General features: G+C 47.7%; 23 protein-coding genes. 11 read left to right on the top strand and 12 right to left on the bottom strand.

Features of this window, described 5'->3' with window-relative positions; genetic code table 11:
• Positions 1–431 precede the first annotated feature (431 nt).
• Both ACU37H_RS14810 and ACU37H_RS14805 read right to left on the bottom strand, forming a co-directional pair.
• Complete coding sequence (locus tag ACU37H_RS14810) at positions 432–1448, bottom strand: LLM class flavin-dependent oxidoreductase (protein WP_472706312.1); 1017 nt, start codon at positions 1446–1448, stop codon at positions 432–434.
• Between the two features lie 144 nt (positions 1449–1592).
• Positions 1593–2534: an EamA family transporter gene (locus ACU37H_RS14805; protein ID WP_472706314.1), complete on the bottom strand. Its 942-nt coding sequence runs from the start codon at positions 2532–2534 to the stop codon at positions 1593–1595.
• Between the two features lie 246 nt (positions 2535–2780).
• Between ACU37H_RS14805 and ACU37H_RS14800 the strand changes: the two genes are divergently transcribed.
• Together ACU37H_RS14800 and ACU37H_RS14795 are read left to right on the top strand one after the other, a co-directional pair.
• Positions 2781–3410, top strand: coding sequence for a JAB domain-containing protein (locus ACU37H_RS14800; protein WP_472706316.1), 630 nt, complete (start codon positions 2781–2783; stop codon positions 3408–3410).
• A gap of 634 nt (positions 3411–4044) precedes the next feature.
• Entirely contained in the window at positions 4045–4869 is an 825-nt protein-coding gene (locus ACU37H_RS14795) for a glutaminyl-peptide cyclotransferase (protein ID WP_472706318.1), read from the top strand.
• A 15-nt stretch (positions 4870–4884) separates the two neighbouring features.
• Here ACU37H_RS14795 and ACU37H_RS14790 read toward each other — a convergent pair whose 3' ends face one another.
• Together ACU37H_RS14790 and ACU37H_RS14785 are read right to left on the bottom strand one after the other, a co-directional pair.
• Entirely contained in the window at positions 4885–5787 is a 903-nt protein-coding gene (locus ACU37H_RS14790) for a class I SAM-dependent methyltransferase (RefSeq protein WP_472706320.1), read from the bottom strand.
• Positions 5788–5933: 146 nt separating this feature from the next.
• Positions 5934–6281 (bottom strand): HesB/IscA family protein, encoded by a 348-nt coding sequence (locus tag ACU37H_RS14785; protein ID WP_472706322.1) that lies wholly within the window; start codon positions 6279–6281, stop codon positions 5934–5936.
• Between the two features lie 656 nt (positions 6282–6937).
• Here ACU37H_RS14785 and ACU37H_RS14780 point away from each other — a divergent pair.
• The gene (locus ACU37H_RS14780) at positions 6938–7507 is read left to right on the top strand and encodes a transposase (protein ID WP_472703335.1); all 570 of its coding nucleotides are present in this window, start codon (positions 6938–6940) and stop codon (positions 7505–7507) included.
• Positions 7508–7990: 483 nt separating this feature from the next.
• Here ACU37H_RS14780 and ACU37H_RS14775 read toward each other — a convergent pair whose 3' ends face one another.
• Entirely contained in the window at positions 7991–10240 is a 2250-nt protein-coding gene (locus ACU37H_RS14775) for a Tex family protein (protein ID WP_472703336.1), read from the bottom strand.
• Between the two features lie 308 nt (positions 10241–10548).
• Between ACU37H_RS14775 and ACU37H_RS14770 the strand changes: the two genes are divergently transcribed.
• Positions 10549–11361, top strand: coding sequence for an N-acetylmuramic acid 6-phosphate etherase (locus ACU37H_RS14770; protein WP_472703337.1), 813 nt, complete (start codon positions 10549–10551; stop codon positions 11359–11361).
• A 19-nt stretch (positions 11362–11380) separates the two neighbouring features.
• On the opposite strand, the gene ACU37H_RS14765 is transcribed toward ACU37H_RS14770, so the two are convergent.
• From ACU37H_RS14765 to dut, 4 genes are all read right to left on the bottom strand, one after another.
• On the bottom strand, positions 11381–12424 hold the full coding sequence (locus ACU37H_RS14765) for a flavin reductase family protein (RefSeq protein WP_472703338.1): 1044 nt from the start codon (positions 12422–12424) through the stop codon (positions 11381–11383).
• A gap of 33 nt (positions 12425–12457) precedes the next feature.
• The gene (locus ACU37H_RS14760) at positions 12458–14068 is read right to left on the bottom strand and encodes a murein hydrolase activator EnvC family protein (RefSeq protein WP_472703339.1); all 1611 of its coding nucleotides are present in this window, start codon (positions 14066–14068) and stop codon (positions 12458–12460) included.
• A gap of 16 nt (positions 14069–14084) precedes the next feature.
• The gene (gene lolB1, locus ACU37H_RS14755) at positions 14085–14858 is read right to left on the bottom strand and encodes a lipoprotein insertase outer membrane protein LolB1 (protein ID WP_472703340.1); all 774 of its coding nucleotides are present in this window, start codon (positions 14856–14858) and stop codon (positions 14085–14087) included.
• Between the two features lie 78 nt (positions 14859–14936).
• Positions 14937–15380, bottom strand: a complete 444-nt coding sequence (dut, locus tag ACU37H_RS14750) for a dUTP diphosphatase (protein WP_472703341.1) — start codon at positions 15378–15380, stop codon at positions 14937–14939.
• A 145-nt stretch (positions 15381–15525) separates the two neighbouring features.
• Here dut and ACU37H_RS14745 point away from each other — a divergent pair, with 145 nt between their 5' ends.
• The gene (locus ACU37H_RS14745; RefSeq protein ID WP_472703342.1) at positions 15526–15795 is read left to right on the top strand and encodes a DUF4160 domain-containing protein; all 270 of its coding nucleotides are present in this window, start codon (positions 15526–15528) and stop codon (positions 15793–15795) included.
• The gene (locus ACU37H_RS14740) at positions 15792–16052 is read left to right on the top strand and encodes a DUF2442 domain-containing protein (protein WP_472703343.1); all 261 of its coding nucleotides are present in this window, start codon (positions 15792–15794) and stop codon (positions 16050–16052) included. Before ACU37H_RS14745 ends, ACU37H_RS14740 begins: the two co-directional genes overlap by 4 nt.
• A 17-nt stretch (positions 16053–16069) precedes the next feature.
• On the opposite strand, the gene ispF is transcribed toward ACU37H_RS14740, so the two are convergent.
• Positions 16070–16549: a 2-C-methyl-D-erythritol 2,4-cyclodiphosphate synthase gene (ispF, locus tag ACU37H_RS14735; protein ID WP_472703344.1), complete on the bottom strand. Its 480-nt coding sequence runs from the start codon at positions 16547–16549 to the stop codon at positions 16070–16072.
• A gap of 69 nt (positions 16550–16618) precedes the next feature.
• Here ispF and ACU37H_RS14730 point away from each other — a divergent pair, with 69 nt between their 5' ends.
• Together ACU37H_RS14730 and ACU37H_RS14725 are read left to right on the top strand one after the other, a co-directional pair.
• Positions 16619–17926 carry a UDP-N-acetylmuramoyl-tripeptide--D-alanyl-D-alanine ligase gene (locus ACU37H_RS14730; RefSeq protein WP_472703345.1) on the top strand — a complete coding sequence of 436 codons (1308 nt, stop codon included), beginning with the start codon at positions 16619–16621 and terminating at the stop codon, positions 17924–17926.
• Positions 17927–17931: 5 nt separating this feature from the next.
• A complete protein-coding gene (locus tag ACU37H_RS14725) occupies positions 17932–18393 on the top strand; it encodes a DUF983 domain-containing protein (RefSeq protein ID WP_472703346.1) in 462 nt (153 codons plus the stop codon).
• Positions 18394–18568: 175 nt separating this feature from the next.
• On the opposite strand, the gene ACU37H_RS14720 is transcribed toward ACU37H_RS14725, so the two are convergent.
• Together ACU37H_RS14720 and ACU37H_RS14715 are read right to left on the bottom strand one after the other, a co-directional pair.
• Positions 18569–19504, bottom strand: coding sequence for a sugar phosphate isomerase/epimerase family protein (locus ACU37H_RS14720; RefSeq protein WP_472703347.1), 936 nt, complete (start codon positions 19502–19504; stop codon positions 18569–18571).
• A gap of 27 nt (positions 19505–19531) precedes the next feature.
• Positions 19532–22528 (bottom strand): glycoside hydrolase domain-containing protein, encoded by a 2997-nt coding sequence (locus ACU37H_RS14715; protein WP_472703348.1) that lies wholly within the window; start codon positions 22526–22528, stop codon positions 19532–19534.
• A 150-nt stretch (positions 22529–22678) separates the two neighbouring features.
• Between ACU37H_RS14715 and ACU37H_RS14710 the strand changes: the two genes are divergently transcribed.
• The 3 genes from ACU37H_RS14710 (at position 22679) to ACU37H_RS14700 (ending at position 25184) form a co-directional block, all read left to right on the top strand.
• On the top strand, positions 22679–22918 hold the full coding sequence (locus ACU37H_RS14710; RefSeq protein WP_472703349.1) for a hypothetical protein: 240 nt from the start codon (positions 22679–22681) through the stop codon (positions 22916–22918).
• Between the two features lie 94 nt (positions 22919–23012).
• Complete coding sequence (locus tag ACU37H_RS14705) at positions 23013–24191, top strand: cupin domain-containing protein (RefSeq protein WP_472703350.1); 1179 nt, start codon at positions 23013–23015, stop codon at positions 24189–24191.
• A 90-nt stretch (positions 24192–24281) separates the two neighbouring features.
• On the top strand, positions 24282–25184 hold the full coding sequence (locus ACU37H_RS14700) for a ferredoxin family protein (protein WP_472703351.1): 903 nt from the start codon (positions 24282–24284) through the stop codon (positions 25182–25184).
• Positions 25185–25189: the final 5 nt, after the last annotated feature.

The following is a 25189-nucleotide window of genomic DNA, read 5'->3' as shown; positions in this document are numbered from 1 at the left end:
TTTTCATTCTGCAAAAGGGATGGAGGCGGATCATGTGTGCCAATAAGAGCGATATCTCATGCCGGTTTTTATGACTTCAGCGGTCCCGCACTAATTCCTGGCGCTGGTAGCGCTTTCTGATCCGATGATTTGATGGGTGCTTGCGTACAGAAACGGTCAGACGGAGACCGTCAGACCGGGTTAGCTTATTATTTTGAAATGTTCTGCTGAATAATATTCAAAAGGTTAAACAACTTCTATCTCTGCGTGCTTTGCGAACAAATCTTTGCTCGCTTCGCGGTAAAAAAGCACATAAAAAAAATGTTATGCACCGAGTTTAAAGGCAATTAGATTTGCTACCAGGTCAGCTGTCAATACAACGCATCGATCTTGCGACGCTCCGTTCATTTGTAGTGCTTATGGCAACTTATATAAACGGGTTGATAGAAACCCTAAATAACAGTGATCACTTCTTTAAACAAGCGGAAGGAGTGTTCTTTTTTCTGTTGATCGAAGATCTGGGAAATAGCCATAACCTCCTGAATGCCCATCTCTTTCACAAAAGCTGCGATGTCGGCTGCGATACTTTGCTGGTCACCAATAAACGCATAGGAAAGCATGTGTTTCACGCCATATTCCTGCTCCGGCGTCCAGAGATCCGCGAGCTGTTCGGGCTCAAAAGGCGGCATCAGCGGCGAACGGGAATTGGTAAATATGCCCAGGAACATTTTGAACATGGAGGTTGACAAAAAGGCTGCTTCCTCGTTTGTGTCGGCAGCGATTACGTTTACACACGCCATTGCATAGGGCTTGCTCAACACGGCGGATGGAGTAAAATATTCCTTATAAATAGATAAGGCTTGCTTCAGTTGCGCCGGTGCAAAATGTGCAGCGAAGGCATAAGGCAGGCCCATTTGAGCCGCAAGGTAGGCGCTGTCGGTGCTGGAGCCCAGCACCCAGATGGGAACATCAACACCTTCGCCCGGAAGTGCGCGCACCTTGGCGTATTTGTTATCTTCACTAAAGTAAGTCTGTAGCTGCCGGATGTTTGCTTTAAAATCATACGGCGCGTTGATGGGGCTGTTTCGAATGGTCATGGCAGTCAGGCCATCGGTTCCCGGTGCTCTTCCCAGGCCGAGATCGATCCTGTCCGGATAAAGCGAAGCCAGTGTACCAAATTGCTCGGCAATGATCAGCGGAGCATGGTTGGGTAACATAATCCCCCCGGAGCCGACGCGAATGGTTTGCGTACCTCCGGCTACATAGCCGATCAATACGGACGTTGCGGCGCTGGCCACGCTCTCCATATTATGGTGCTCAGAAAACCAATAACGGGTATACCCTTGCTGCTCTGCAAACCTGGCCGTTGCCAGGCTTCTTTCGAAAGTTTTTTGAAGGGAATCGCCCTGGCAAACCGTTGCCAGATCTAATATAGAATACCTGATCCTGCCTGAATCCTGGTCGCTCATGATCGCTGAATTATGTGTTGAAGCTATTGTAAAATATAAACGGACCACATCCTTTTCGGGCTGATGCGGGTGTGGACGGGCACCTATTTTTAGATACCACTAACTAAAAACACAGAACCTGTAAAATAGTTGCAAGAGGGCGCGCTAAGTTTCGGCGCCAAGGCGTGCTTTCATTTTAAGTTGATTGCGTTTGGCCAGGTTAATAAAAAAGACACTGAAAAGAATAACAGCGAGACCTCCCAATTGCATGGCCGAGAGCCGGTCATGGTTGATCAGAACGCCCAGCAGCACGGCCACCAGCGGGTTCACATAGGCATACGTACTCACCTGCGTAGCGCTGCGGACACTCAATAGAAATACATAAGCGCTATAGCCTATGATCGATCCGAAAACGATAAGGTACCCCACGGCCATCCATGCCTTAGCGGGAATAGCCGACCATTGTACCGACGCGGCCTCCCCATTGAGAAGCCCCGTGCATGCAAAAGCCAGGCCTGCGGCCAGCATCTGCCAGGCAGAGTTGACAGAAGCGGAAGTGTTGCGAACTTTGTATTTGGAATAGAGCGATCCCAACGCCCAGCTGATATTGGCCAGGCAAAGAATGATCAGTGCAGGCAGGCTTTGCTGGTACCCGCTTGCGGCTATCTTTTCGTAGAACAAGGCAACTACGCCGATCAGCCCGATAGCCACACCGATCAACGTAAATTTATTCCGGAAGTTTTGTTGCCAGTTCACTTTATCCAACAAGAGAAACCAGAGCGGCGCCGATGCCAGGAAAATAGCGACAAAGGAACTGGGCAAAAACTGCTCGGCCCATATGACGGCGCCATTCCCTAAAAACAGCATCAACAGGCCGCTGATCATAGCCGGCGCCAAAGCCTGCCGGTCCCAGACCCGCTCGCCCCGCGAGGCAACCCAGATCATCATGATGCTCCCCGATGCTAAAAAGCGCGTAGCGCCCAGGATCATGGGCGGAATGTTTTTGACCGCCATTTCAATAAAAAAATAGGTAGATCCCCAGATCAGGTAGACCGCTGCAAAAGCGGATATCACCAATAACAAGGACGGGTTTTTCGTCGTATTCATAAATTAAAAAAGAAGGCTTATGTGGTTAACAACAGCCGGGTATATTTGGTTCAAAATTAGCACTTCGGATCATCATATTGCTTTCATTCATAAATGGTTTAATATGACGTCTCTCTTCCTGACACAGCTTACAAATATGCACCGTCGCATGTGGCAGCCTCGTTACTATTTTTCGTGGGGCATGCTGCCTGTATCGGCCCGAAAATAATGCTTATTTTTAGGCCCATCATTTAGCCGGACACTGTTATGAACGTACGTTTAAAAAAAGAAGACCAGATACGCATTTTGTGCTCAGAAGATATCTTTGGCATCATGCGGCAGATACTGATGCGGGAGAGCAAGATAGACCGCAACCGCGAGCATTTATGGACGGTGAGCCTCGACAATGCCCACCGCATCCTCAACATTGAGCTGATAAGCATGGGCTCTATCAACAAGACCATTGCCGAGCCTATGGAGGTGTTTAGCGTGGCTTTGCAAAAACGTGCGGTAAAGATATTATTGGTACACAACCACCCCGGCGGCATCTTGAAGCCCAGCCATGCCGACCTTGATGTTACCGACAGGCTGATACAAACGGGCAGGATCGTGAACGTACCGGTGCTCGACCACATCATTATCAGCGAAAGCGAGTTTTTTAGTTTCCAGGACAACGGCGTAATGAGGGAGCTGGAGCAGAGCCTCAAATATGTACCCCCATACGAGATTAAGCAGCGATACGAAAAAGCAGCAAAAGAACTGGGAAGCGAAGAAGGTAGAAAGAAGGAACGCAAAGAAATCGCCCGCACGATGAAGAAAGAGGGATATGCAATAGAAGCCATCATGAAGATAACGGGATTGAGCAAGGCGGTAATCGGGAGGCTGAAAGTAGATTAGCGCAGATCCGAACCTATCCGGCGGGGTTGCGCACCGGTCAATATCATTGTTATAATCATTCGCAGCGGTTGGCAACCTGTCTGAAGCGGTTCTACACCTCTATCGCGCGGTACTAAGCCACTCGCTACCGGTTGTTCCACCCCGAAATATACGTTCCGGACGTGTCCGGCGCGGATCCGAACCTATCCGGCAGGGTTGCGCACTGATCCATACCATTGTTATAATCATTCGCAGCGGTTGCCGACCTGTCTGAAGCGGTTCTACACCCCTATCACGCGGTGCTAAGCCGCTCGCTACCGGTTGTTCCACCCCGAAATATGCGTTCCGGACGTGTCCGGCGGGGTTCCGAACCTATCCGACAGGGTTGCGCACTGATCCGATGATTTGCTTGGTGCTTGCGTACAGAAACGGTCAGACGGAGACCGTCAGACCGGGTGAGGATATTATTTTGAAATGTTTTGCTGAAAAATATTCAAAAGGTTAAACAACTTCCTACTCTACGTGCTTTACGAACAAATCTTTTCGCACTCTTTGCGGTAAAAAATCACATAAAAAGAATGTTATGCACCCGACAATAGCTTCCGCAGGCAGATAGAAATTTTAATGTACGTTTGCACCATTATTTTTTTATACCATGAAACGTTATTTCATTTTATCCATTGTATGCGCGCTAACTTTTACGGCCTGCAAAGACGGAGGCTCTGACACCAGCAACACGGATAACGGCAACGCCGCCGGTAGTGCCATACCGAATATCAGCCTTTCCATTATTAAAAGCTATCCCCATGACACGTCCTCTTTTACGCAGGGGCTCGTCATTTATAAAGGCGCTATGTATGAAGGCACAGGCGGCGACGTGGATACGCCTCCGGTGAGTAGCAAGAATTCTCATCTCTATAAGATCAACATAGAAAATGGCCAGGCACTGAAAGCCTTGCCTTTGAACGAGCATGATTTTGGAGAAGGCATTACCATTCTTAACGATACGATTTACCAACTGACCTGGACCGAAAAGAAAGTGTTTGCCTACGACATGGACTTTAAGAAATTGAAGGAATTTGAAATCAACACGGACGGCTGGGGTATTACCCATAATGGCAAGGAACTGATCGTGACGGATGGTTCTGGAAATTTATATTTCTACGAACCGGGTACGTTTAAGCTGCTCCACACTCAATCAGTGACGCACAATGGCGAGCTGGCTTACAACCTTAACGAGCTGGAATATATTGATGGTTTTGTGTATGCAAACATGTGGCAGCAGCCGTACATCTGGAAGATCGATCCGGAGACCGGTTTTATTGTAGGAAAAATTGATGTTTCGGATATCTGGCAACGGATCAACGGCATGGATCCAAACAATGTACCTAATGGTATCGCTTATGATGCCGACACCAAGAAAATCTATATCACTGGTAAAAAATGGCCGGAGCTGTACGAAGTACAGTTTGGGAAGTAACCGTTATAAGGCGGCTTAAGCGGATGCAGCGCGAATTACATAAATTACCGAGCAGCATTCTTTTACATTGCCGACCGCGTTGATGTTGGAAGCCAGGCCGTGGAGGCCCGCGCCGATATAACTGATACGGCCGGTCTTATATTTACTGCTCAGCATGTCTACATAAAAACTGTCGAACCACATGGGTAGCATGTCGGCTATTTGAAGCCCATGCTGCGCGAGCAGCTGCTCCATCGCCCTGGGAGAAAAATGGTATAAATGCCTGGGCACGTCATAGCCTGCCCAATACTGCCCATAAGCGGTAGCGTCTTTGCTGGTATAATTAGGTACGGCAATAAATAAAACGCCGCTGGCTTTTAGCAATTGTTTCATTTGCGCTACATAGTCATGCAGCTGGTGAACGTGTTCCAGCACATGCCAGAGCGTGATGGCATCAAAGTGTTGAGGTTCGAGGTGGAACAGCTCGTGGGACGGCTTTGCCGCGACGCCGTATTGTTCTTTTGCGACCTGCCTGGCGTCTGCGTCGGGCTCCAGTCCGGTTACCTCCCAGCCTTGTTGCTGCATGGTGTGCAGAAAGGTGCCTGTGCCACAGCCAATGTCCAGTAGCTTGCCGGCCTTTAAAGCGGTATGCTTTCTGACAATGCCGGCTTTCTGCTTCATGGTTCTTACGCGCACGGCCTGGTAGAGCCGGTTGATAAGACCTTTACTGGTATTGGTGTGCGAGATATAATCTTCTGATTTATAATAAGGGCCGATATCATCGATCCCGGGAACATCCTGCGTGATGCGGGCCGTACATGCATTGCAATGAACGATCCCGAATTCCCGTCCGCTGACGGTGTAGTCTTTAACATTAAAAACCGGTTGCAGCTCTTCCGAATGACATACAGGACAAGAGGAATAATGAATATCTGGCATAAGCTCAATGAATTATCGCGCAAAGATCGCAAAGTTTATCTTCGGTGAAAAATATATAGAACCGCGATTGGAACAGAAACGAATGATCTTGCTTCCGCAAACGGCCGTTTCACAAAATAAACATCTTTTCCTGCGCAAGGAAGCGCCTAAACGGCAAAACTGGTACCACACCCACAGGTGCTGCTGGCATTAGGATTGGTAAAGGTAAAACCCCTGTTGTCAAGGCCTTCGCTCCAGTCGATTTCCATGCCAGCTAGATAGAGTTCATGAGATTTATTAATGATGCATTTGATGCCTTCAATTTCAAACTCTTTGTCTGCTTCAGATTTTGCGTCAAACCCCAGCACATAGCTCATACCGCTACACCCTCCCCCCTTCACGCCTATGCGCAGATACTGGGTGGTATCAAAACCCGGCTCACTGATCAATCTCTTTATTTCTTTCACAGCCCCGGCGGTTAAGATCACCGGACTGGTCACTATTGTTGTTTCCATAGCGCAAAATTAACCAAAAGCGTTTTATTATAATGTCATCGTTACGTTATAATGGCAAGGTGCTGGTCTGACCTCCTTGACCGGAATAACTCGAGGCTTGTCTGACTTGTCAGACCGGGACGGTCAGTCAAGTTGGCCGCGCTATCAAACGTTTTACTTAAAGCGCACAACATTCTTTTGCTCACTTGTCAGACCGGGACGGTCAGACAAGTGAGCTCCATTATCAAACTTTTCACTTAAAGCGCACAACATACTTTTTCCAGGCTATTATACTTCTTTTCCGGTGGAGTCCCTGAGCTGGTCTCATCGTCCCCGGTCTGACCAATGATAACTTGTCAGACCGGGGCGGTCAGACAAGTTGGTCTCCCTATCAAACGTTTTACTTAAAGCGCACAACATACTTTGTCCAGGTTATTATGCTTCTTTTCCGGTGGAGTCGCTGAGCTGGTCTGACCGTCCCGGTCTGACCAATGATAACTTGTCAGACCGGGGCGGTCAGACAAGTTGGTCTCCCTATCAAACGTTTTACTTAAAGCGCACAACATACTTTGTCCAGGTTATTATGCTTCTTTTCCGGTGGAGTCGCTGAGCTGGTCTGACCGTCCCGGTCTGACCAGATATTCGCTGAATTCGATAAATTTACACAAACCGCTAACATGAAATTTTCACCAGAAACACCGTATCATATTTTTAACCAAGGCAATAATAAGGAAACAATTTTTCGTTGTGACGAGGACTATTATCTTTTTCTGAACCTTCTTCGTCAATTGATCCAACCTTCTTGCGAGATATTGGCATGGTGCCTCATGAAGAATCACTTTCATCTACTGGTATATACGACCCAACAAAGCAGTCACATCATACGACAAGGCGGTATAGATATCGATCTGCTTACGAATGGAATCAGAAAATTGCTCAGCGGGTATGCCAGAATCTATAATACAAAGTACAACCGATCAGGCTCTCTCTTCCGGCAAAAAACAAAGTCAAAGAATTTATACGAAGATCATCAGCTCTTTAAGGACTGGTGTAATTACCCTGATTATATTTATAATTGCTTCAATTATATTCACCAAAACCCGGTTGAAGCCAACCTGGTACAGCATCCCTTCGAATGGGAATATTCCTCTTTTAAAGATTACGCGCGTAAAAGACAGGGAAGTATATGCAACAAAGAACTTGCCGCCCGGATCTGCGGCTTTAGTTCGCTTGATTTTTTCAGGTAATGAAGTAACCTGCTGATAGCCGGTCTCACCGTCCTGACCGGAATAGCTCGATGCTAATCTCACTTGTCAGACCGGGACGGTCAGACAAGTGGGCCCCATTATCAAACTTTTTACTTAAAGCACTCATTGAGCTTTGGAAAGGTTACTATATCTCTTTTCCGGCGAAGCAGCTTAATTGGTCTGGTCCACCCCATTCGACCAATGATCACTTGTCAGACCGGGACGGTCAGACAAGTGGCCCCGTTATCAAACTTTTTACTTAAAGCACACAACATCCTTTGACCGGGCTATTATACTTCTTTTCCGGTGGAGTCGCTGAGTTGGTCAAACCGGGACGGTCAGACCAGCCCAGCGCCGTGCATCAAACTATTCGTATCCAAGCTTAACCGGACCCTATCCTGAGGTTTTTGAACTCTTTTGATGTTGAAATAACGTTTCCATAAATAACTAGTCAGACCGGGACGGTCAGACTAATTAGATGCGCTACTTATCAAACTTTTTCCTTAAAGCGTCGAGGCTCGAATGGAAGTTGCTCTTGGGTTTATTAACGGGTTTGCCTTTGGGGGTTGGGGCGCCGCTTCTCTGGCGGGGTTCGTCTTTCCGGTCTTCTTTCATGCTCAGCGCGATCCGCTTTCTCGACGCATCTACCTCCAGCACGGTAACCATCACTTTCTGATTCAGCTTCACCACTTCGTTAGGGTCGCTCACATATTTGTTGGCCAGGTGAGAAACGTGCACCAGCCCGTCCTGTTTCACTCCTACATCGACGAAAGCACCGAAGTTGGTGATATTGGTCACGATGCCAGGTAGTTTCATGCCGGGTTTCAGGTCTTCCATGGTGGCAACGCCCTCTGCAAAGCGAAATTCTTCGATCGTATCGCGTGGATCACGACCTGGCTTTTCCAGTTCCTTCAAAATATCTTCGATGGTATAAGCACCCGCTGTTTCGGTAATAAATTCCTTAGGATTGATCTGTTGACGGATCTCCTGCCGGGCAATAATATCCTGTACCGTACAGCTCATTTTTTGCGCCATCTCTTCCACGATGCCGTAGCTTTCGGGGTGAACCGCCGAGTTGTCCAGCGGATTCGCCGCATTAGGAATTCGTAAGAAACCCGCACATTGTTCATAAGCTTTCGGCCCCAGCATCGACACTTTCAACAATTCAGCGCGCGATGCAAACGCGCCATTCTTGCTGCGATACTCCACAATATTCTTCGCGGTGGTAGCGGTCAATCCGGACACATAGGTCAGCAGGTGCTTGCTCGCGGTGTTTACATCAACACCGACAAAGTTTACACAGCTTTGCACCACATTGTCCAGGCTTTCCTTTAAACGGTTCTGGTTGACATCATGCTGGTATTGTCCGACACCAATGCTTTTCGCATCGATCTTTACCAGCTCACTTAACGGATCTAACAATCTGCGGCCTATGCTGATAGCACCGCGAACGGTCACATCCTCGTTGGGAAATTCTTCCCGCGCCACTTCACTGGCTGAGTAAATGGAGGCGCCGCTTTCGTTGACCATAAAGATGGCAACCGGCTTTCCGAAGTCAATGCTTCTCACCAGCTTTTCCGTTTCCTTGCTGGCCGTTCCATTACCGTAACCGATCGCTTCAATGTTATACTTGTTTACCAGGTCTTTTATCGTAGCAATTGCGCCCTCCCACTCGTTTTGAGGGGCATGCGGGAATATCGTAGTATACTTCAAAAATGTGCCGCTTTCATCGAGGCACACCACTTTGCAGCCGGTCCGGAACCCGGGATCGAGCGCCAACACCCTTTTGCTACCCAGCGGAGATGCCAGTAATAACTGGCGCAGGTTTTCCGCGAACACGCGGATCGCTTCTTCATCAGCGGCCGTTTTGCTGCTCATACGAAACTCCGTTTCAATAGCCGGTTTCAATAAGCGGCTGTAAGCATCTTCCGTAGCCAGAGCCACTTGTTGGCCGGCGCTGCCGGAAGATTTCACAAACACATTCTTGAGTTCACCGATCGCCGATTCCTTTTCAATTGAAATATCCATGATCAGAAAACCTTCTTTCTCTCCGCGGCGGATCGCCAGCAACCGATGCGAAGGACAATCAGACAAAGGCTCTTTGAATTCGAAGTAATCGCGGTATTTCTGGGCTTCCTCTGATTCTTTCTTGGTGGTCAACACTCTTGCGGAAATAGAAGAAGATTCCTGGAAGATAGACCGGATCAGCGTTCTGGCCTGCTCGCTTTCTGAAATCCATTCTGCAATGATATCCCGTGCGCCCTGCAGTGCTTCTACGTTGTCCTTTACCTGCTCGTTGATAAACTTGGTGATCACTTCTTCGGAGACCTCCTGGTTCTGATCGAATAACATTTTCGCCAACGGCTCTAATCCTTTCTCCATAGCCACGGTGGCCCGCGTTTTACGTTTGGGCTTATACGGCAGGTAAATATCTTCCAGCTCTGTAGCGTTGATACAGTTTTCTATGCGCAGCTTCAGTTCCGGTGTCAGCTTCCCTGCGGCTTCAATGGTTTTCAACACCGTATCCTTCCGCTTTTCCAGCTCATCATAATATTTGATCTTATCAATTACATCACCCACCTGAACCTCGTCCATGTTGCCGGTGGCTTCTTTCCGGTAACGGCTTATAAACGGAATGGTGGCACCTTCTTCATGCAGTAGCTGCACGTTGGTCACATTCTTCAGCGGTAGTGATAGTTCAGTTGCAATCTGTTGTATATACTTCAGGTCCATATTTTTTGAATTTCTTAGCTATCGGGTTGCAAATGTAGGCGGGGTGTCAAAAGAAAAAAATATTTTTTATACAGTTATTTTACCCGTATGCCCTTGTCATGACAGCAGCATATGGCGATAGATTAGCAACATCCGACATATTAAAATTTTTGAATAAATAGTATTTTTATAGGGACATTCTGATGACGATCTGCCTGCAGGATTCAAAAACTTTTATGCAAGAGCAGGTAACAATTCTTTCGAGCTTTTTATTGATTCTGATAACAGATAGTCATCGATATTTTTAATAGCTGCTTTATTCATTATTTATGCTAAGAATCACCGAACAACCTTCTCTTTACAGACATCTTGACAAAAGAACGGTCGAAGACCTCACCGCTGCTATCAACGAGGAAGACCAAAAAGTAGCGCTGGCTATTGAAAAAGCACTACCTCAACTCAATGTACTGATCAAAGCAATCGTGGAAAAGTTACAGGCAGGCGGACGCTTGTTTTATGTGGGGGCGGGCAGCGGCGGACGCCTGTCTGTTCTGGATGCGCTCGAAGTGCCTACTACTTATGGAGTGGATAAGGAGATGGTCAATGTCATCCTTGCCGGAGGACTGGATCGCTTGCTGGAAGCTCCTGAAGAAATGGAAGACGAATCCCACACAGGATGGGAAGCCTTGAAAGCGCGCGATGTCTCGGCAGCCGACATCGTCGTTGGCATTTCGGCCAGTGGCACCACACCTTTTGTCCTGGGCGCCCTGGAGCAATGCAAGGCCCACGGCATTACGGCGGGCTGCATTGTGAGCAACCCCGGTTCACCCATTGCCGCAACGGCGGCCATTCCGGTAGAAGTGATTACCGGACCGGAATTTGTCACCGGCAGCACTAGGATGAAATGTGGCACCGCTCAAAAAATGATCTTTGATATGATCTCCACCACGACCATGATCCGGCTGGGACGGGTGTCAGACAATAGCATGGTACATGTGAGGTTAGTGAATAATAAGATCACCGACAGGGCCGTGAAAATCCTGATGGCTAAAGGAGGCATCGCCGATTATGACCAGGCTAAAACCCTGCTCCTTGAACATGGCAGCGTTCAAAACGCTTTGGATATCTTAGAAAGTAAATAATTGAGGGAAACGCATTGAGTTAGTCGAATACGATTTCAGCATCACCGCCGACAGGAAAACCCTGGCAGGTAAGTACGCGGCCTTTAGCTATTTCTTCATCTACCAAAACCTCATTATAAGCCATCCACACTTTGCCGGAAATGCAGGTGGCGATGCAGCTTCCACAACTTCCCGCCTCGCAGCTATAGGGGACGCTGATACCAGATGCTTTGGCCGCCGCTACGATATTTTGAGGGTACTGCACTTCGATCCGGTGCACCTTGCCGCCTACATGCATGGTCACCTGATGGCTGTCGGTGTCTGGCGACAGCGGCACGCGAATGGGTGGCAGCGGGTTAAAGTCTTCCTTGATGATCTGGCTATTGGCCACACCGTTATTCCGCAATGAAATCGTCGCCATGAGCATATAATCAAAAGGACCACAGATATAAAAAAGCAGATCTCGTGTAGCAACATCACTGAAATGCTGCCCGATCAAATGGCTTAGCAGCCAGTGGCTGAGGCGGCTGTAATACACATCGAGCTTGTTACTAAACATGAAATGAATATAAAAACGGTCTGCATACTGCGTCTGCAGTGTTTGCAATTCATGCAGAAAGATGGTATCGGCTTCAGTGCGGTTGCTGTAAAACAAAAATACTTTTTGGCGTGTGGTGAGCAGCAGGGTTTTGATCAGTGAGAAGCAGGGCGTGATCCCGCTTCCGGCAGCCAGAAAGCAGAAGGTTTTCGAAATCACTTCTTCAGGCAGCACGAAAAAGCCACTGATGCCTGACGTAAGTAATATGTCACCCGGCTTCGATTTGTAAACCAGCTGCCTGGAAAATTCGCCGTTATCTAACTTTTTTATGGTGACGGCTAATGGCTCGTCCGCATCGGGAGAAGATGAAATGGAATAAGACCGGCGTTGCTCGCCGTTATGATTATGGAAAATGAAGGTCAGGAATTGTCCTGCTTTGTAACGCGGCTGCCAGCCATCCAGCGGCTTCAGTAAAAGCGTCCGCGAATCTCTGGTGTTGGAAATTACAGATATGATCTCTACCTTTTTGACAATACCATGCTCCATCGCTACCGTTTTTAACGCATTAACCTTCTGCCACTATCTCAGCCACGCACGGGGATCGACATTTTTTTCTTCGATCATCAGGATGAAGTCGAGCTTCCCGCTTCCGGTTTCTTCATCAGCACCAACCGTTCCGATGGATTGACCGCGGTCCACCGTGCCGCCCCGGCTCACGCTTACCGATGCCAGGTTACTGTAGGCCGTAAAGTATTTCCCGTGTCTAAGCACGACAAAGGAAGTGCCACCTACTTTAGATATGCTTACCACCTCTCCTTCAAACACCGCTCTGACCGGCGCGCCTACGCTGGCGGTGTAGGTAACGCCAGGGTTGTCGCCTACGATATCGGGCCCAACCCCCTCAATTTTATAACGCCCGAATCCAAGGGTGATCACGCCGTCTACCGGAGAAGGTAGTTTGCCCCGGTTTTGGGAAAAATCGCTGTTTAATGCAATGTCGTCAGCCTTAAAGTTCAGGTATCCACCATCCGGCACTTTGTTTTCCACCACTGGTGCGGGTGGCGGCCTGGTGGCGGCCCGCGCGGCTATCGGTCCGGTATTGGCGACAATCGAGTTGTCGGCTTTAGGGATGGTGCGCAGATTACTGGTTTTGCCTGTGCCGACGGGGTCAAACTTTAATTCACGGGAGGGAGCAACCGGCTGCTCTGATTCGGGTTGTTGAGTACCTGGTCTCGAAAGCTCAGGTGCTTTTGCGGACGCCAATGCCTTTTCCGTTTCGAGCGCCCGTTCACGTTCCCAGGCTTCTTGCCGGGCTTTGGCTTCAGCTGCGGCTCTTCTTCGCGCGTCTTCCTGGGCGATCTTTTTCGCCTCGGCGATTTCTCTGCGAACGACCGCCGCAATATTTGCTTTTAAAAGCCGGTCCTCTTCTTTCTTTTTCGCGATCTGTTTTTGCAACGATCCGGCCTGGGATTGCAACAATCTTGCGACAGAATCTTTTTCATCCTTTTGCAGCTCCAATACTGAAAACTGGTTGGTCCGCGTTTCTAAAGCGCCTTCCTTCCTTTGCCTGCTGGCCAGCTGCTGTGCATACCGGGTATCGATCAGCTTGCTGGTTTTAACAATATCATCCATTTGCTTCTGCCGGTAATTGCGGTAGTTCTTTAAGTAGGCCACCCGTTTCATGGCATCATTGAAGCTATTGGCAGAAAATATGAAATTGAGGTAAGCGTAGTTACTTCTGTTCTTGTACGCATACACGACCGTTCTTGCATAATGCGCCTTCAGCGTGTCCATCTGCTTTTTGAGGCGTTTTATTTCGATCGCGCTGTAATAAATATCATCATTGATCAGCCTGATCTCCTTGCCGATATTGTTGATGTATTTTTCCTGGACTTCGATTTTTTTGTTCAGGGCGGCTAATTGGTGCAGCGTATTCTTACTCTCTCCTTTCACTGCGTCGTACGCTTCCTGGATCTGCCTCAGCTCGAGCTGTAACCTGCGCCGCTCTTCTTCCATGGACGACTTATCGCTTGTTTTCTGAGCCGACGCTAATGAAGCGATTAACAGGCAGCATGCTACCAGCACGGCCGGGAAAAACCGCGATAGCCGGGCAAAGGCCGAACGCCTGCGATTTACCCGGGCCTCCACAGGCATCGATAAATATGGTAGCTGTATTGAATTTTGGTTCATAAATAAAGACCCGCCATTATTGTTTAGTCTTGTATCCTGACGGCACGGAGAACGGCGTGCTCACTTCGCCATCAAAATCATAAGATCTAAAATCAAGCTTGATGGTGATTTTATTTTTGTAATCTACCTGGATATCACGCGTGGCAGAGAAGTTTCTTCCCGACACTGATTTATAGTTGTTATAGGCCAGCATCGCACTGCGATTTTGAGTGGCGTCTACGTCGGTGAGCTTACTGACAGATGGCAGGTATCCCGGCATCAGCACTGTTAACAAATTTTTGAAACGCGTATCCTGTGTAGTAATGACATAGTTACCGCCCTCTTTCACCATGCTCGCGTTATCCTTATTGACAAATACAGGGTTACCTATCAGCAGGTCCTGCAAGGTGGCAAAATCTACCGGCAAACCGATCTTATCCTGCAAATAGGACAAGCTGGTAGCGATGTATTCCTTCTGTAATTTGTTGAGAATCTTGACAGAATCTTTGGTGATCAATGCTCTTACGCCTTCAAAACCCATCAGCCCGGCAGACATCCAGATGGCTTCATCTTTTTTGATGATCAGTTTGGCACTCACGCTTTTACCGTTTCCTTTTCCGTCGTCAAAGTCTACATCTACTTTCCCCGAGAAGGTTTTGAAATCGATCGTGTTTAATTTTGATAACACGACACTGGGGCTTTCATCTTCTACAGTAGCCACCGGCGGCGGCACAGGCGTCTTCGTCGCCTTTTTACCTGAGTTGCAAGACGCAAGCGTTGCAATACATACTATAGCTAATATTTTTTTCATGTTTGTTTGTTTTATTCAAAAATCAGGAACGGTAATACCTACCGAAAAACCATACCGGGTCGCCCCAAACCTGATTTTTTAATTTTTTCCTGTGTGCCCGAACCCACCGGCAGCCCTCACCGTTTCGCTGAGGTGATCAACCGGCGTCCAGCTGATCATTTCGACCTTCTGGATCACCATTTGAGCGATGCGGTCTCCATTCTGAATGGTCTGCGGCTCATTGGATAAATTGATGAGGATCACCTTGATTTCCCCGCGGTAATCTGCATCAATGGTGCCCGGGGTATTGAGACAGGTCAACCCCTGTTTAACGGCCAGCCCGCTGCGGGGCCTGATCTGGGCTTCGTATCCTTCCGGAAGCTCAATGAACAGGCCGGTAGGGATCAACGTGCGTTCCAGCGGCTGGAGCACTACATTTTCTTCGATAGACGCTTTGAGGTCCATTCCGGATGCACCGGAGGTGGCATATGCAGGTAACGGATGCTGTGATTTATTAACGATTTTAACTTCAAGTTGTGCCATAGCGGCAAAGATAACCTGTTGTGGTTAAAGGTTGACAGACTGCAAAAGTTAACGGTTTGAAAAGTTTGAAGAGTAAGGGGCAATTAGGATAAAAGTTAATATCTTAGGAGGGTAAAAATCTTAACTTTGCTTAAAACTGTTTGATATGCCTATAATATCTATGTTCTATGGCATAATCGTCAGGATGTTTTATTACGACAACAAGGAACATCATGTCCCGCATGTCCATGTTGAATATGCGGACTTCGCAGCAGCAATACAAATTCCCGAGGGGAACATTCTCACAGGTAAATTTCCTAACGATAAGCTGAAGCTGGTCATGGCGTGGATTGAGATCCACAAAGATGAACTGCTGGCAAATTGGAAGCTGGCTGTGTCGGGACAACAGATATTTAAAATAGAGGCATTAAAATGAGAACCCTTACCAACATAAACGCTCTCGCGGACTTTCAATTGAACTGTCTTTTCAGCGACGGTTCGAGGAGAGTTGCTGATATTAAACCTTTTTTAGACAAAGAAGTTTTCAGACCTCTGGCGGACCCTGAAATCTTTTCTTCTTCGCTCTATAATGGAGGCTACTTTGTCGAGTGGAAAGGGTATGATGTAGATCTGAGCGCCGACACCTTATGGCATATTTCAATACCGGCGTCTGAGGTAGAAGCAACCAACTAAAACCTTCCTGAGGTATGCTAAATCTTCTGTAACAAAACCGTGGCATAAGCCACCAGTCCTTCTTCACGACCTACGAAGCCCATGGTTTCTGTGGTGGTTGCTTTTATGGACACATCCTCCACCAGTATTTCGCAAATTTCCGCGATGGTTTCCTGCATTTTAGGAACAAAGGGCTTTATCTTAGGTTCCTGCAATGTCAGTGTCGAATCAATATTGATTACTTTGTACTTTTTCTCTTTGATCAGCTCAATGCAGTGCTTTAGTAATATTTTACTGTCGATATTGCGATACTTTTCATCAGTATTAGGAAAATGAACCCCAATGTCGCCTAACGCCAGCGCGCCCAGCAGTGCATCACAAATCGCATGTAACAAAACATCTGCATCGCTGTGACCGATCGCACCTTTTGTATGCGGGATCAGCACACCTCCTATCCACAAATCGCGGCCGGTTACCAATTGATGAAAGTCTATGCCACTGCCTATTCTATAGCTCATGATTTATATTTTGCGGCTAAGGTAAGCCACAAATATTTTAAACAACCGGGTTTAGCTATTTTTGCAGTTATGAATATTGAGGAACTTTATACCCTATATCAACAATACCCCTCCGTTCAAACAGATACCCGCAAATTGAAGCCGGGCGATATTTTTTTCGCACTCAAAGGCCCTAACTTTAATGGCAACCTGTTTGCTAAAAGCGCACTGGATGCGGGTGCTGCGTATGCCGTCATCGATGAAGAGGTCAATGCGGACGCGGGCCCAGACTACCGGGAAAAAATGATCCTGGTAGAAGACGTGTTGTCTGCCCTGCAGGCTTTAGCGAATCATCACCGCAGGCAATTCCCGATTCCTTTTTTAGCCATTACAGGAAGTAACGGGAAGACGACGACCAAAGAGCTGATACACGCCGTGTTGAGCGAACGATATAAAGTATATACCACCGAGGGCAACCTCAACAATCATATCGGAGTGCCGCTGACGCTTCTTAAGATCAGACCAGACGCGGACATCGCCGTGATAGAAATGGGCGCAAACCACTTGCATGAAATTGAAGGTTATTGCCGCGTGGCAGAGCCTACTCATGGACTGATCACCAACTGCGGAAAGGCACACCTGGAGGGCTTTGGCAGCCTTGAGGGCGTGCGAAAAGGCAAAGGTGAGCTGTTTGACTACCTGAGGACCCGCAGCAATGCTACCGCGTTTATCATGAAGGATTATGATTACCTGCAGAGCATGAGCAAGGGGATCGCACAGCTGGTAACATATGGTACAGCAGCGGCGGATGTCACCGGAAATATTGCAGGCGAAGGCACCTTGCTCAAAGCGAGTGTTGCTGTCGGCGGGCAGGAGCAGGTGATCGCGACGCAATTAGTAGGCGATTACAATTTGCCTAATGTGCTGGCGGCTGTCGCGGTGGGTCATCATTTTGATGTTCCTCTCGATAAGATTCGGGCTGCTATCGGTAATTATCAACCGTCGAACAGTCGCTCGCAGCTGGTGGAAGCCGGCAGCAACCAGATCATCCTGGATGCATACAATGCCAACCCCAGTAGTATGAAACTGGCCGTTGAGAATTTCTCCAAAGTCAGCGCTACGAAAAAAATATTAATGCTGGGCGCTATGGCCGAAATGGGTGAAGAGACCGAAAAAGAACACCAGGCCTTAGTTGACCTGATCAAGCGGTATAGCTGGCAGGATGTGGTCCTCGTGGGACAACCCTTCTTACCATTCCAAACGGAGTTCCGCTATTTTGATCATGCAGCTGATGCTGCCAGTTGGGCAGCGCAACAGGCGTTTAACGATACCTATTTTCTGATCAAAGGAAGTCGCAGTTCGCAAATGGAAAAGATCCTTGCTTCAATTAAAAAATAACCGACATGAAGGAAGAAACGAAGGCAAAAAGAAGTTATCTCGGCGCTGTATTGGGCTGCTACTGCCCGCGCTGCCGCGAGGGAAAGCTATTTGAAAAACCACTCAGCCTGAAGTTGAGCGGCATGATGAAAATGAATAAGAACTGCCCTGTCTGCGGACAAGCAACGGAACTGGAAGTGGGTTTTTTCTATGGGACCAGCTATGTAAGCTACATGCTCGCCGTCGCACTCAGCGTTGCCAGCGCTATCGCCTGGTGGATTATCGTAGGTTTTTCGCTGGAAGACAAGCGATTCATGTACTGGATTATTTTTAACGCGGTGTTGCTGATCGTACTGCAGCCCTGGCTGATGCGTTTGTCCCGCAGTCTCTGGCTGTCGTGGTTCGTGAAATATGACCCTCACTGGCGGGAGAGGAAACCCACTGATGTGTCTGAAAGGATCAATGAGGAGCAGGGAAATAATTGGTAGGAGGTCGGAAGTCCGAAGTCCGAAGTCGGGAGTCCGGAGTAACAAAAAGGGCAAAGTAAGAAGCGGGAAATCAGCATGGCCTTTTTGTTAACTAAGACCATCACTTTTTTTCCCGCTCCCAAGATTGCGGCTTTGCCTAGATAAATATTTAACTACTACAAGAGTTGGTTATTCCTTACATTTCTTTCTGGATGCGCTCCAGCAAGGCTTTCGTCTTCAAAATGCCTTCCTTTTCTGAAAGCCGGTCGCCTTCATATTCGATACCTACATAACCTTTGAAGCCTGAATCTTTCACGATCTTCATGATCTTGAAATAATCTGTTTCAATGCTGTTCCCGCTCTCATCAAAATCATAGCTCTTGGCACTGACTCCTTTGGCAAAAGGCATCAGGTCGCGCGTTCCCTTATACCGGTCATATTCATCCACACAGATCTTCCAGTCTTTAGGATCTCTTTTGATACAGAAATTTCCAAAGTCAGGCAACGTACCAACATTGGGCATATTGACCTTCTTCATCACACCGCTTAACCAGCCGGCATCAGATGAATAGCCACCGTGGTTTTCCACGATCACATTGATCTTTTCCTTCGCGGCGTAGGCGCCCAGTTTGCTCAAGCCTTCCGCTGCAGCGGCGGCTACTTCTTCACGCGTTCCATTGCCTGCGGCATTAACACGGATAGTAGCGCAGCCCAGGTGTTTAGCAGCATTAACCCACTTGTAGTGATTCTCCACCGATTTGTTTCTTTTGGCAGTATCCGTATCGCCCAGTTCGCCTTCCCCGTCACACATGATCAGGTGGTTCTTTACGCCATTGTCTTTACAACGCTGCAACAGCTCGTTCAGGTATTTGGTATCATTGGCTTTGTCTTTAAAGAAGACATTCACATACTCGATCACACTGATACCAAAATCTTTTTTAGCCATCACAGGGAAGTCAAGATTGGTGATCTCCTTGGCGAAGAGACTTTTGTGCAGTGACCATTCGGCCAGGGATATCTCAAAAAATGGCTTGGCACCGGGTTGAAACAATCCATTCTTTCCAAACGCGGGAAAAGCGGCCGTCGCTGCCACTGCAGCCGACATGTGTTTTAAAAACAGTTTTCTGTTCATATAGCGGGCATTTTATTTTTTTTAAAGTTATTTAATCATCAGCAACCAGCCTTTATTTTTCTCTACCGGGATGCTTTCTCCCGGTTTGAATACACGCGCCGGCTGAAAATTTTTAATGGCTTTTGCTTCTATTGTCACTTCAGAAGGGTTTAGCCCCAACTGTTTCCAATCGATTTGTAGCTGTACATGGGTATCTTCTGTTGCCCAGCTGGCAATGGATACCAGAGCAGCGCCTTTTTTCCTGTACACAGTGGCGAGCACCCGGTCGTGACTGGTCTTCACCGGGCAGCCCGGGCTCCAGTAACCGATCATCTCAGCGCCCTGCATTCCAAATTCATCCCACGCGTTCCAGATAGGCCGTGGATCGGCCCCGTCACTCCAGGGTAAACGGTTCGTCATGCCATAGATCATGCCGCGCCAGGCATTCCCTCCGTCCTGCAACATCTCGCCCATCAACCCAAAGGGGATGCCACTGACTTCGGTCAAAAAGAAATCGGGATCATTGTTTTCATAATCAAAATATTCTCCAAACCAAAGCCGGTTCAGGTAAGGAAAATGCTCCATGTACAGGTTAGCGCTGTTGTTAAATCCATCACTTTTATTGTACTGGTTGGCAGAGTGCAGGTCGATAATACCGGGATGCCCGTTCTGCATCAGCACCCGTTTGATACGCTTCATCGTGATACGGTCAAAAGCAACATCATCGAGGTAGATACCGTCAATACCCACGTGCTTCACGAGCCAGTTCATCCCCTCTACATAATAGTTATGCCAACGGCTCATGCCGCTGTTAACGATGGCCGCGTCTTTTATAGAAGGAACAAACCAGGCCGCGATATAATCGTCTCCCACATGTTCCTGCAACCAGCTAAAACCGCCACCCGGCCCGGGTGAATATATTTCATGGCCGAGACTTCTCAAGGGGAATGTTTCATAAGCTTTGTTAGATAGCTCCCGAACTGTGTTATAGATCTTCACTTTCAAACCTAATGCGTGAGCGCTATCGATATAAGCCTTCATCTTTTTCCATTCGATGAACGGATAATTAATATATGGATTGATCGGCGTGGCATGATGAATATTTACGACGTTGGCGCCTTTGGCCTTGATGCTGTCGAGCGATTCGTATCTATGGTAAAAACGGTTCTGCCATTGAAAATCTGTCTGGAGCGTATGAAACGGAGTAATCAGCAGATTGAAATTGTAGTACAGCGTGTCGCCTTTTTTCATCTGGCGCTGGCCGCTGTAGGCATTTACTAAAACCGCATTGCCTTGTTGAAAAATATCGATACCACCCTCATTGTTATTGCCCCAGGAACCGGGCAGCAACAAAGGCTTTTGCAGATAAAAATTCGTGTTCAGCGGCCTTACATAATGTTGGTCACGAAGTGAAAATTGCAACCCTGCATTGACAGCACCGATCCAGCCGCCATCCTGGTTCTTATTGGCCACATCCCATTTCCAGAGAACGGAATCGGGACGGGCGCCCCCCTTCAATCCGAGACCCATGAAGTAGCGCGCGAATCCAGGAACGATGGGCATATGAAATTTAATGTCCTTGAATGCCATGTCACGGGACGCAATCAACCTTACTGTATAGGCCAGGAAGCCGTCGAATTCCAACGCGGCATCTACCTGCATTTGCAGTGCTTCCGAACTGTTGACCGCCCGCCAGGCTACGGTGCCCGCGTCTTTCTGCAGAAACTGCACACCATTGCTTTTCCATTTCACCTCCTCCCCTGTGCGGCCATCTATCATATGGAAGTGCATCGGCTCGGTCAGCATATTGTTGGCCTCCGACCCTATGTCCGTCATTTCCGGGGTGAAAAAGGTTTGTATCTGTGCGGGAAACCCGGTGCGGCTGATCACCACTTTCCGGCCTAAAAGCTGTACCGACGTATCGGACACTTTCAGCGGTGTATAAGGCGCTATCACTGAATTGTCCTGCGCCAGCATAGAGTTCAGCCACGATAAGCGGGTTTGCTTTTCAGGCTGATCAATACCTCCGTCTTTGGCCACGGCGTTGGTCACATGCACCGTTAGCTGGATGGTTTGAGGATCTTGCCCATCGATTGATAGGGTCGCTTGTCCTTTGTAAACACCGGAAGCAGCATTAACGGGTACCTGGACTGCACACCACATTGGCTGAACCGTTCCGCGTTCAATACTAACCGTCTTCGTCAGCGGTTGCCCTTTATAATCGACACCGGCCGTGTTGATACAAGAAAGGTTGCGGGCAGCGATCTTTTTACCTGAGCTACCAGTAAGATCTGAAAATTGAATCCGGACGTTATTCAACTGTTCCCTCGCATATATTCCTAATTGAAACGCCAGGTATTCACCACGATCCGCGGTGTCGCTGAAGGTGGTCCGGATCCCGCGTTCGATCCAGCGTTTCGGCAGATAATCCTTCATCTTGATGGGATGCATGCGATCTTCCGGGAAGACGATATAGCTTTTATCGGAGGCATAATGCAACAAGCGGTCTGTTTCGTTTCTTGTGGCAATGATCTCCATCGGGTAAAAACTATTGAACGCATCCAGCGCTTCGTAACTCATTGCGGAAGCCTCAGCATACGCTTTCCTGAGTTGTGTTTGCCTGATCCACGATGCGTCTGCTTCGGTCGGTTTCAGATAAACACCTTTCGGATAATTGGAGCGGCCTTCATTTTTGTAAGGCATATAGTACACATAATACTTCCCGGGACCATCAGCCGGTTCGAAGAGGATATTGCCTGCTTCATTGCTGGCGCTGATGATTTTACTGTTGCCCACAGGCTTGCTGCCGCGCTCATGAACAATGATGATGCGCTTTTCCTCCGGTTGAGGATCGCGTCTCCGCCAGGGAATGATCACGTGGGCTACTTTGTTGTTTCTTTGATATTCGGCAGCCGTCAGCTCCACCACGAAACGATGATTGCCGAGGGAATCACCATTCCACCCGGCATCACTGCTCTTATAGGTGATAGTCTGTGCCGACACTAAATTGGAAAGGAATAGAAAAGCAATGAAACAATAACGCATGTTATGTATTTTGAAGGACGGAAGATAAACCATGCGTGACATTTGTTAATCATTTCGTAAAGAAAAAATCAAAGGAGGTTTGATTTTTAAATGAAAAAAAATGCTTATTTTAGTTTAGAAATCTCATTTACTAAACCTTAAAGTTATTTTATGGAAACAACAAATATGGAACTGAACAATGAAGAAGTATTGGTGACAAGATTAGACGAGGCTACAGGTACTGAAGGTGCTTACGATGGCGACGGAGATGGCGGTGCTGACGGTGGAGATGCCGCAGACGGAGACGGTGGTGCTGATGGTGACGGAGGCGCAGACGGAGACGGAGGTGCCGATGGAGATGGAGGAGCAGACGGAGATGGCGGTACTGACAGTGCCGGAACCGGAGCATAAGTTTTCCAATCAATCAACTAATTTTTTCAAAAGCCGCAGTAAAGGTTCATTTCTGCGGCTTTTTTTGCATTTTGCGACTTACTAAACTCAGACGATGAAGCAATTTTTCGAATCTATTGTAGATCCTTACACAGTTGACGACTTTTTCAACAACTATCACGAAAAGGATATTTTGTATATCAAAAGAAATGACGAGACTTATTACCAGGACATACTGACTACTAAAGAAATTTCGGATTACCTGGAACGCCAGGATATTTTTTACCCCTCGGTGCGGATCGTTAAAAACGGGAAAGAGATCCCGAACGGGGAATATACACTTAAGAGCACGCCGATCGGCCACCACCGAAAAGACGGCATCATCAATACAGACAAGGCTTTCTCCCTGTTCAACAACGGAGCAACCTTCGTGATCCAGGCGGGACAGCGGTATTTTGACCATCTCTCTCATTGCTGCCTGGAGCTGTCAAAAAAATTCAACTCCCCCGTGCAGGCAAATCTTTACATAACGCCTAATCAGTCGCAGGGCTTCAATCCGCATTGGGATACGCATGATGTATTCGTCTTGCAGATCTCCGGGACCAAGACCTGGCACCTGTACGGCTTTGAAAAGGAATTGCCTACCAAGAACCAGTCTTTTGTCAGTAAAGACTACCAGAAGGAGCCTCTGCATACCCTGCAACTGAGTCCCGGCGACTTCCTGTATGTACCACGCGGGTATGTGCACGATGCGGTAGCGGATGATGGCATATCGTCACACATCACAATTGGCGTCTTATCTTTTACCTGGGCAAGATATTTTAGCGAGATCTTTCCTCAATTAGAGGAATTTAAAGCATTCCGCGAGGCAGTGCCATTCTGGAAAGATGATCTTAAAGAACGCATCCTGGAAAAAATAGACGCGCTTAAGGAAACCCTTTCCGAGCTAGACTTAGATAAAGGCATAGAGCGACTGAATAAAAGTTTCAGATCTGCACAGCCACAACCCTTCCATGGATATTTTGAGAGCATCCGGAATATCAATAAGGTAACGCCGGAAACGAAGCTGGCCCTGAATGAAGGAGTGATCTGCCAGTTTGTAAAGAAAGACGAAGGGCATGAATTACAACTATTGGGCAAGGCGATACAATTTTCCGATGCCCTGAAACCCTCTGTAGAATTCATTTTCGAACATAAAAAATTCACGTTGAACGACCTGCCGTCGGAGGATGCCCCAAAAAAGGAACTCATCACACAACTAATCCGGGAAGGCATTGTTTATATTAACGAATAATCTTCTTCAACGCCCCTGCCCAACGGGCGGTTTACAGACATCAGAGACAAGCGAAAGGCAGTATACATTTGACTTATAAAGCAAGCATATTTGGAAAGCAGTCTAAACAAACAGGTTTTTTTTTGCAGCGCAGCATCAAGGTATTTTAAAGAGCAGCTGACCGGAACCGCGGCCAATTCCAGCTCTTTTATTCTGATCGAGCACAGCAATCCCTTTCCTGAAAAGATCATCGATGCACACTTTGACAGACAGTGGCTGAAAAGCATCCAGTTGCTCGCCAGGTCGTTAAAAGGTAAGGTGTTACTCACCAGGAATAAAAAGACCAACTTTAAAGATTGTAAGATCTCATTTGTAGACTGCACGCGTAACAAGTACTTTACGCTCGAGGTGCCTATTGAAGAAGTGGCTTCTGTAGACCTGGAAGCTCATATTAACTCGCCTGACACCCAGTGGCAAACAGATCCTTTCTTCGTGATCTGCACCAATGGGAAAAAGGATAAGTGCTGCGCCAAATTCGGCTTTCCGGTTTTTAAGTTCTTTGAATCCTTCAATGCGGATGTAAACGTCTGGGAATGTACGCACGTAGGCGGTGACCGGTTTGCGGCCAATGTCGTTGCCATGCCTTTTGGTATCTACTATGGGCATGTGGCGGTCGAAGATGTGGGACATATCATGGTGAGAACCTTGCTGAGGAAGATCTATAAAAACAAGTTTCGCGGCACCAGCCGGCGCTCGTTTTATGAACAGGCGATAGAAGGCCATTTGCGCGCGCATTTACAGAACTATGATATAGATTTCGAAATTCATACGCGGTTGCTGCATCATGAAGGAGATCATTATTCGGTAGATGTTACGACCAGCAATAACGGCCATTACCGGGTTGATATTGAAAGAGAAATTATAGAGTATCCACACTACCTGACCTGCAAATCGAGTAAGCATGAGAACCTCGCTAAGTTCAGGTTAGTCAGTATTGAAAGAATGGATGCATAAAAAAG

It is taken from the genome of Niabella sp. ZPM-14 (assembly GCF_055693045.2).
Note: the sequence above shows the minus strand (reverse complement) of the source record. Positions and strands in the feature narration are given on the sequence as shown.

Excerpts from the sequence above, each read along its gene's own strand:
- ACU37H_RS14800 (WP_472706316.1), top strand. The coding sequence starts at position 2,781 with ATGAACGTACGTTTAAAAAAAGAAGACCAGATACGCATTTTGTGCTCA.
- ACU37H_RS14745 (WP_472703342.1), top strand. The coding sequence starts at position 15,526 with ATGCCTATAATATCTATGTTCTATGGCATAATCGTCAGGATGTTTTAT.
- ACU37H_RS14760 (WP_472703339.1), bottom strand. The coding sequence starts at position 14,068 with ATGAACCAAAATTCAATACAGCTACCATATTTATCGATGCCTGTGGAG.
- ACU37H_RS14805 (WP_472706314.1), bottom strand. The coding sequence starts at position 2,534 with ATGAATACGACGAAAAACCCGTCCTTGTTATTGGTGATATCCGCTTTT.
- ACU37H_RS14795 (WP_472706318.1), top strand. The coding sequence starts at position 4,045 with ATGAAACGTTATTTCATTTTATCCATTGTATGCGCGCTAACTTTTACG.
- ACU37H_RS14710 (WP_472703349.1), top strand. The coding sequence starts at position 22,679 with ATGGAAACAACAAATATGGAACTGAACAATGAAGAAGTATTGGTGACA.
- ACU37H_RS14725 (WP_472703346.1), top strand. The coding sequence starts at position 17,932 with ATGAAGGAAGAAACGAAGGCAAAAAGAAGTTATCTCGGCGCTGTATTG.
- ACU37H_RS14720 (WP_472703347.1), bottom strand. The coding sequence starts at position 19,504 with ATGAACAGAAAACTGTTTTTAAAACACATGTCGGCTGCAGTGGCAGCG.
- ACU37H_RS14715 (WP_472703348.1), bottom strand. The coding sequence starts at position 22,528 with ATGCGTTATTGTTTCATTGCTTTTCTATTCCTTTCCAATTTAGTGTCG.
- lolB1 (WP_472703340.1), bottom strand. The coding sequence starts at position 14,858 with ATGAAAAAAATATTAGCTATAGTATGTATTGCAACGCTTGCGTCTTGC.
- dut (WP_472703341.1), bottom strand. The coding sequence starts at position 15,380 with ATGGCACAACTTGAAGTTAAAATCGTTAATAAATCACAGCATCCGTTA.
- ACU37H_RS14775 (WP_472703336.1), bottom strand. The coding sequence starts at position 10,240 with ATGGACCTGAAGTATATACAACAGATTGCAACTGAACTATCACTACCG.
- ACU37H_RS14780 (WP_472703335.1), top strand. The coding sequence starts at position 6,938 with ATGAAATTTTCACCAGAAACACCGTATCATATTTTTAACCAAGGCAAT.
- ACU37H_RS14810 (WP_472706312.1), bottom strand. The coding sequence starts at position 1,448 with ATGAGCGACCAGGATTCAGGCAGGATCAGGTATTCTATATTAGATCTG.
- ACU37H_RS14770 (WP_472703337.1), top strand. The coding sequence starts at position 10,549 with ATGCTAAGAATCACCGAACAACCTTCTCTTTACAGACATCTTGACAAA.
- ispF (WP_472703344.1), bottom strand. The coding sequence starts at position 16,549 with ATGAGCTATAGAATAGGCAGTGGCATAGACTTTCATCAATTGGTAACC.
- ACU37H_RS14790 (WP_472706320.1), bottom strand. The coding sequence starts at position 5,787 with ATGCCAGATATTCATTATTCCTCTTGTCCTGTATGTCATTCGGAAGAG.
- ACU37H_RS14730 (WP_472703345.1), top strand. The coding sequence starts at position 16,619 with ATGAATATTGAGGAACTTTATACCCTATATCAACAATACCCCTCCGTT.
- ACU37H_RS14785 (WP_472706322.1), bottom strand. The coding sequence starts at position 6,281 with ATGGAAACAACAATAGTGACCAGTCCGGTGATCTTAACCGCCGGGGCT.
- ACU37H_RS14705 (WP_472703350.1), top strand. The coding sequence starts at position 23,013 with ATGAAGCAATTTTTCGAATCTATTGTAGATCCTTACACAGTTGACGAC.
- ACU37H_RS14740 (WP_472703343.1), top strand. The coding sequence starts at position 15,792 with ATGAGAACCCTTACCAACATAAACGCTCTCGCGGACTTTCAATTGAAC.
- ACU37H_RS14765 (WP_472703338.1), bottom strand. The coding sequence starts at position 12,424 with ATGGAGCATGGTATTGTCAAAAAGGTAGAGATCATATCTGTAATTTCC.